This window comes from Bradyrhizobium sp. AUGA SZCCT0283 (assembly GCF_018130385.1).
Classification (GTDB): Bacteria; Pseudomonadota; Alphaproteobacteria; order Rhizobiales; family Xanthobacteraceae; genus Bradyrhizobium.
The window spans coordinates 349,889-356,063 of sequence record NZ_JAFCLU010000004.1 but is presented as its reverse complement, the minus strand read 5'-3'; the positions used below and the strand labels follow the sequence as shown (position 1 = coordinate 356,063).

The 6,175-nt window shown below is 62.4% G+C and carries 11 protein-coding genes; 5 read left to right on the top strand and 6 right to left on the bottom strand.

The genetic code is table 11. The features are described from left to right. Positions 1–73: 73 nt before the first annotated feature. Entirely contained in the window at positions 74–529 is a 456-nt protein-coding gene (locus JQ624_RS09015) for a host attachment family protein (RefSeq protein WP_212418501.1), read from the bottom strand. 197 nt (positions 530–726) lie between these two features. Between JQ624_RS09015 and JQ624_RS09010 the strand changes: the two genes are divergently transcribed. Together JQ624_RS09010 and JQ624_RS09005 are read left to right on the top strand one after the other, a co-directional pair. Continuing rightward, on the top strand, positions 727–1,050 hold the full coding sequence (locus JQ624_RS09010) for a hypothetical protein (protein WP_212418500.1): 324 nt from the start codon (positions 727–729) through the stop codon (positions 1,048–1,050). 145 nt (positions 1,051–1,195) lie between these two features. Then, positions 1,196–1,627 carry a CBS domain-containing protein gene (locus JQ624_RS09005; protein WP_212418499.1) on the top strand — a complete coding sequence of 144 codons (432 nt, stop codon included), beginning with the start codon at positions 1,196–1,198 and terminating at the stop codon, positions 1,625–1,627. Positions 1,628–1,748: 121 nt separating this feature from the next. Here JQ624_RS09005 and JQ624_RS09000 read toward each other — a convergent pair whose 3' ends face one another. Together JQ624_RS09000 and JQ624_RS08995 are read right to left on the bottom strand one after the other, a co-directional pair. Next, on the bottom strand, positions 1,749–2,003 hold the full coding sequence (locus JQ624_RS09000) for a hypothetical protein (RefSeq protein ID WP_212418498.1): 255 nt from the start codon (positions 2,001–2,003) through the stop codon (positions 1,749–1,751). 77 nt (positions 2,004–2,080) lie between these two features. Continuing rightward, positions 2,081–2,317: a hypothetical protein gene (locus JQ624_RS08995; RefSeq protein WP_212418497.1), complete on the bottom strand. Its 237-nt coding sequence runs from the start codon at positions 2,315–2,317 to the stop codon at positions 2,081–2,083. A gap of 817 nt (positions 2,318–3,134) precedes the next feature. Here JQ624_RS08995 and JQ624_RS08990 point away from each other — a divergent pair. The 3 genes from JQ624_RS08990 to JQ624_RS08980 all read left to right on the top strand — a co-directional run bounded on the left by JQ624_RS08990 (position 3,135) and on the right by JQ624_RS08980 (position 4,235). Next, a complete protein-coding gene (locus JQ624_RS08990) occupies positions 3,135–3,362 on the top strand; it encodes a DUF2188 domain-containing protein (protein ID WP_212418496.1) in 228 nt (75 codons plus the stop codon). 193 nt (positions 3,363–3,555) lie between these two features. Further along, complete coding sequence (locus JQ624_RS08985; protein WP_212418495.1) at positions 3,556–3,783, top strand: hypothetical protein; 228 nt, start codon at positions 3,556–3,558, stop codon at positions 3,781–3,783. Between the two features lie 239 nt (positions 3,784–4,022). After that, the gene (locus JQ624_RS08980; protein ID WP_212418494.1) at positions 4,023–4,235 is read left to right on the top strand and encodes a hypothetical protein; all 213 of its coding nucleotides are present in this window, start codon (positions 4,023–4,025) and stop codon (positions 4,233–4,235) included. Between the two features lie 34 nt (positions 4,236–4,269). Here JQ624_RS08980 and JQ624_RS08975 read toward each other — a convergent pair whose 3' ends face one another. Genes JQ624_RS08975 through JQ624_RS08965 form a run of 3 tightly spaced genes read right to left on the bottom strand, consistent with a single transcriptional unit; the run spans position 4,270 to position 6,166 of the window. Then, positions 4,270–5,604 carry a c-type cytochrome gene (locus JQ624_RS08975; protein WP_212418493.1) on the bottom strand — a complete coding sequence of 445 codons (1,335 nt, stop codon included), beginning with the start codon at positions 5,602–5,604 and terminating at the stop codon, positions 4,270–4,272. An 11-nt stretch (positions 5,605–5,615) separates the two neighbouring features. Continuing rightward, a complete protein-coding gene (locus JQ624_RS08970; protein WP_212418492.1) occupies positions 5,616–6,002 on the bottom strand; it encodes a gamma-butyrobetaine hydroxylase-like domain-containing protein in 387 nt (128 codons plus the stop codon). An 8-nt stretch (positions 6,003–6,010) separates the two neighbouring features. Continuing rightward, positions 6,011–6,166 (bottom strand): hypothetical protein, encoded by a 156-nt coding sequence (locus JQ624_RS08965; protein ID WP_212418491.1) that lies wholly within the window; start codon positions 6,164–6,166, stop codon positions 6,011–6,013. Positions 6,167–6,175 lie beyond the last annotated feature (9 nt).

Genomic DNA, 6,175 nt, shown 5'->3' with positions numbered 1-6,175 from the left:
GACAAAGCCCGCGCCAAACTCGGCCGTGCTTATCCAGCCACCGCCAAAGACTCAAAATCACTGTGATGAACCACTAGGCCGCTATCAGCCTTTCGATCTGCAGTATCGGATGCGACGTTAATTCCTTCGGAATCTCGCCCACGATCTTGTCCGTAACCTCGGCATGAAATGCCTTGCGCAAATTGCCGAGAATCTTTGCCGGCGCGATGACGACGAGCTTCTCGAAACGATTGTCATGGGCATGACGGTAGAGCGCTTCGGCGATCTCGCCGGCGAACCGCTCCTTTGCGATGTGGTGCCAGTCCACCTCCTCTACCGCGCTTCGCGCCGTACCGGTGGTTGAAACGGAGCGCCCTGGACGATCGGTGCCCTGCTCCCGCGTTGCCGGATTGTCCTGCTCCATGATTTGTTCGACTTCGAGCTTGACCTGCTGCGCGGTGCCCTTGTTGCGCAGAAAGAGCGCCTTCTGGCCGTCGCCGATCAGAACGAGTGCATTGTGGGAGATGGTGGGGGTCGGTTCATTGGTCATTATCGATGCTCCATGTGGGCCAACGCATCAATCGCGGCGTGGTTGCCTCTGCGACGATGACGCCCACGAAAGGAACCTCAACGCCGCCTACTTCTCGCGCACTGATGGAACTCCGGTCTCATTGCCTCTCGATGCCGGAACCAAAGCCAGCGCGATGCTTTTAGCCCCGAGGGCAGCACTCGAATGAGGAGGAACTTATGAGAAAGATTGCAATCGGCCTGCTGGCCGGCGCGGGAGCGCTCCTGACCGGCAGCGCAAATGCGTCTGACATCTACACCACGAGCGAATATACGAACTCCGACCTGATACAGCAGGTTCGCATGGTCTGTGACGACAACGGACGCTGCTATCGCACCCGCGGCGGTAGCCGCGTGATCGTCCGCGATTCATACGCCTATGCGCCGCGCGAGCGATATATCGAGCATCGCCGCTACCGCGACTGGGATGAGCCACGAGCCGGAGTCGGCATCCGCGCCCCCGGCGTGAGCGTGGGCGTCGGCGTCGACAGCGACCGCTGGTAGGACAATCCAGGAGAGACTTCCCTAGGAGAGACTTCGGCTCAGTCTGAAGTCTCTCCGCCGCATCGATATATTTCATTTGCCCGCCGGAACAGCGGCCGGCGCTGCCCGTTAGCCGATGAAGCAACCGCCAACGGAGAGCCTTAGCATGAAAGTTTCCGATGCGATGACCGCTGAGGTTCAACTCTGCACCCCCGACGATACGTTAAAGGAGGCCGCGCAGGCCATGGCGGCGCTCGGCGTCGGGTTGTTGCCGGTGACCGACAATGACCGCCTGGTCGGCATGATCTCCGACCGCGATATCGCGATCCGCGGTATCGGCATGGGCCGAGGCCCCGAAGGACGGGTCGGCGACGTGATGACGGCCGAGGTCAGATATTGCTACGACGATCAGGAGCTCGACGAGGTGAGCGCAATCATGGGCGACATCCAGGTCCGTCGCCTGCCGGTGCTCAATCGCGACAAGCGGCTCGTCGGCATCATTGCGCTGGGCGACATCGCGCTGGCGCAAGGCGGCAATGGCACGGGCGCGGCGTTGAGTGGAATTTCACGTCCCGGCGGGCAGCATGCACAGCTCTAGTCGCGAGTAACGAGCGCCAGCATCATGCCACACGAATGAGGCGGATGCCGCTGTCCGCAACGGCATTCGCGCAAGGGTCTAACGCAAGGATCTAACGGCCGCCAAGCTGCCCGAGCCCGCACTATTTTTTGGTGCCGGGTCCGGCATTGTCCATGCTGGAAGGACTGCTGCTCGACGAACTGCCAGCCTTCTTTTTGCCGGCGGACATTCCGGTCGTCGTTCCCTTTTTCATGCTCGTGTGCTTGGTCACGCTCTTGGTCGCACCGCGGCCGGCGCTTTGCTCGCTCGATGTGCCAGGAGCCGGCTGAGCTTGTGCGAACACGCTCCCAGTCGACAGCAACAGGGCGCATGCGCAAGCCAGGATGGTTTTCTTCATGGGGAACTCCTTCGATTGAAGCGACTCTTCAACCTGCGCTCCCGCGAAGGGTTCCGACGCGAATAAGGGAACCGCCATCAAGCCGACGCGAGCACTGGAGGTACGGATTGCTGCCGCCTGAACTGCTGATAGGCTGCGATGGCCTTGTTGGCCAGCATCAACCGTCGCCGTTCGCCACGGCGCACCATCAACTCTATCGTGTCGCTGAGAAAGCGACCGGCGACCATCGCATCGCCCAACTCTCCGGTACGGTTGAGATAATCCCAGGCGATTTCGATCGAACTGTCTATCAGCAAGGGCAGCGGTTCTGTCATGTCTACGTCCAACCATTTTTCGGAAAACGTCCGGCGGCGATCTCTGTTCCTGATCCGGCTTGCTGAAGGCAGGCCCCGCAAAAGGCCGTTAGGGCCCTCCTGCAACGGCGCCCACAATCACCATCGTCAGATCGTCCAATCGATCTTGCCCTTGATGACGCGGCCGTCGGAGCGCAACGCGGGTGGCTAATGAGTGTTGGTCTCATGCCACTTTTGCAGATCGGGTTTTGACGATCCCGGCCGCTGCTCCTTTTCCGGATTCCCCTTCCAGGGCTTGTCGGCCTGCTTGTGCAATCCCCCCAGTCCGTCTGCTGACGCAGATCATCGGTGGGCTTCTCCTTGCTCGTTGGACACCTCCAGTATTGGGAGCTGAGAGCATGTAATTTGGTTCCTGACGAGCCTGTGAACTCAGGGTTCCAATGTCTGGAACCGAACAGACAGAGGATGATACTTCCTCCTAGTCTTTTGGAATGGACAGGAAGAAGGTCGAAGATCAACCCCAGCGGGACTTGCAGATGGAAGCGCTCGTGGCGCTGGAGCAAGCGCGGGCCATGCCCCACGGTCCTGCGCGAAGCGAAGCGCTGAAGCGCGCAGGTATCCTTCAGAACGCCGCTGACATGCAGGGATTGCTGTTCGCCAAACGCGGACGCCCACCGAAAAGCTGATCCGTCCGACGAGCGGATTACGGGCGATTCGCAGCTCCGATGCGGCAGGCTGCGAATGCGCGTACCCTACCACACGGCAGGCCATCGGAACCCGGGAAAGACCCTCGACGTTGCCTTTCGACACTACCTTGGCGAACAGCAAGGAGGCTCCAATGGGATTGGCCGAATACATGATTGTCTCCAAGCCGGACGGCTGGACGGTGCTCCACGACGGGAGCGCGCAGCACGACTACGACACCAAGGAAGCGGCGTTCGAAGCGGCCGTCGCCGCCGCGTCGCTGGCGATCCGCCAGGGCCACGAGGTCCATGTCAGCGTTCCCGGTCACGAGGCCGGCAACAAGACCGCGCTTGGCGCCAAGGATTCGCAAAGCGTGCCGTGATAGCTCGCACGCGCCCTGGGCTGCAACTCTGCGGGCTGAAATCGACTCCGCAGTGATGCGACTGCAGACTTCGTCGAACGCGGCTCACATCGCCATTACGGCTTCAGGATTGAAGCCATGCACTCCGTTCGAGAAGCCTATCGTGCGGCTACCAGGTGCATTAATCACCCCCCTGAATAGGTAGGAGAATATCATGAACGACTTCAGGGACATTCAGCACGGCGTCAACGATCCCGTTAATGGCGTCGACGTGAAACGAAAATTCAACGACAACCAGACTCCACACGAGCGCGCCCAGTTCGCGGCAGACGTCCGCTCCAGCGCCATTCCCGCGGCGGACGAGGAGTTCCTACCGGAAGCGTTGAGGCGCCGGCCGACGGGTCCGCTCAACCCACGGACCGGTCGCCGCCCCAACCCGTAGGACGACTCGATTCTCGCGCGCAACTCGCGCGAGCACCAGCGCCGCAATGATCGCGGTACGGCATTTAACGGCGGCGATTCAGTTCAGCACAAAGTGGGCGGTTTCGTATACGCCGATGGAACCGGCTCGCATGTCATAAACAAGATCGTGATAGGTGACACAGGCCACATTCGCCCGCGACCGTTGGCCGTAATGCGGTGGTGCAAGCCACACTGCATACCGAGCCAACGGAGTTTTCCATGACGCGTCTGTTGATTTCCGGATTCGTGGCAGTCGCCCTGCTCGCTGTCGCAACCACATTTCGTTCGTACTCAATTTCCAATGACCATTCCACCGTAACCACCGGCGTGGCCTTGTCGAAAAAATCACCGGCCGCCGCGGGCGTAACCAAGCTTCCGATCGAAGAGTTCGAGGATATGTCGCTGGTCTTTTCGACGCCGACGAAGCCGTAACCGAGGCAGAAATAGCGGTCGACTCAGCCGGTCGCTATTTCTTCGTCGCGCGCTCGAGGAATTGCACCAGCGCAGCGCGGTCCTGCTCCGAGCCGATGCGCTGCTCCGGCATCTTGGTGCCGGGCGTATAGGCCTGCGGCCCGATCTCGAACAGTCTGGATACCGTCTCCGGCGTCCAGACAATATCGAGGCGCTTCAGCGCTTCGGAAAAATTATAACCGGGTGCGGTTGCGATCCGGCGGCCGAAGATTCCGGCGAGCGTCGGGCCTGCGCGGTTGGCCTGTTCGGCACCAAGCGTATGGCAGGCGACACAGGCGCGAAAGATCTCCGCGCCGCGGTCGCCGGCATAGGCGGCGAGCGGATCTCCCGCCGTTTCCAGCAGAATCGGATCGACCGGCTCGCCTGTCGCCGCGTTCCAGCGCCGGATGATGTTATCAGCGCCGCCCGTGAGAAGCGTGCGGCCGTCGGGCATGAATACGACCGACCAGACCGGCAGGCCCGGACCGATCAGTGTGCGCGTGAGCGTGCGCGCCCTGCGGTCGATCACGGCGACCGTACCGCCGATGCCCGCAGCAGCAACCAGCGCGCCATCCGGCGAAATCGCAATCGAGATCACCGGCTTTGGCCCGGCCGCGACCTCGCCGGCCCGCGCGCCCTCGGCTGTCAGAAAGTAAACCTTGCCGTCGGCCCCGCCGACCGCGATCTCGCCGTCGGTGCCGGCGGCCACGGCGTTGAGCGGGGTCGGCATCGGAACGACGGTCGGCGTTTCCGCGCCCGACAGCGGCCAGATGCGAACGCTGAGGTCGTAGCTGACGCTGACCAGGGCGCGGCCATCGGCGGTAAACGCCACGCCGTTGACGTTCTGCGTATGCTCATCAAGCACGCGCGGCGCGCCGCCTGCGAGCGGCCAGAGGCGCACCGTGTGGTCCCACGAGGCTGATGCGAGCGTGGCGCCATCGGGCGATGGCGCGAGCGCCACGATCGGCGCCGTGTGACCTTCGAACACCGCGTCGGGCTCTGTCTTGCCAAAGGTCCAGATGGCGATGCGGCCATCGGCGCCGGCGGTCGCGGCACGCCCCTCGCCGAGCAGCGCGACAGCATTGACGGCATCTGAATGGAACCGAAGTACCTGCTCGGCCGCATTGCGCGTCAGCGACCAGCGGATGGCGGTCGAATCGAAGCTGCCGGAAATCGCGCTTTGCCCGTCGGCCGATATCGCCAGCGCCCGCACCGGCCCACCATGCCCGCGCAGTTGGGCGAAGGCGGCCGTCATACCGATCGGCAGAGTGATCAACACAGCCGCAAAGCTCAGAAGCGCGAACCGGCCTGCCTTGGCGAGCGAAGCGATCGCGGCAATCCTTTGCTGCATCCGCATCGGCCTCAGCGCACGCCCGGCCTGTCGCGGTCGAGGCCTTTGGCCTGGAGGTCGTCGAGGTAGTCCTGAAAGCGCCGCCCGGCGTTCACGCCGAGATCGCGCAGAAACGCCCAGGAATAGATGCCGGTCGAGTGCATGTCGTCGAACCCTATTCTGACGGCATAATTGCCGACAGGATCGACGGAAAGAATGGTCACATTACGTTTGCCGCCGACCGTCTTGCGCTCGGCTTCGGAATGCCCCTGCACTTCGGCGGACGGGCTGGTCACCCTGAGCAATTCGGCGGGGAGATCGAAGGTGCGGCCGTCGTCAAAGGCAACGCGCAGCGTACGGCGATCCTTCGGCAGGCGAATTTCGACCGGCCAGGCCAGCGTGACGTCAGGCGCGCCCACTGCCGGCGTCAGCTCGGGCCAATCAGATTATGGCCGGGATCGCCGACCCTGGCGCCGCTGGTCGTAAAGCTGACCGAGCTTGACTGTTGAATGGTGTTGAGCACCATCGCGACGCCGACGGCAGCAACGACCGCGAATGCCAGAGCCGCAACAAACGATTTCATGTCACTTCC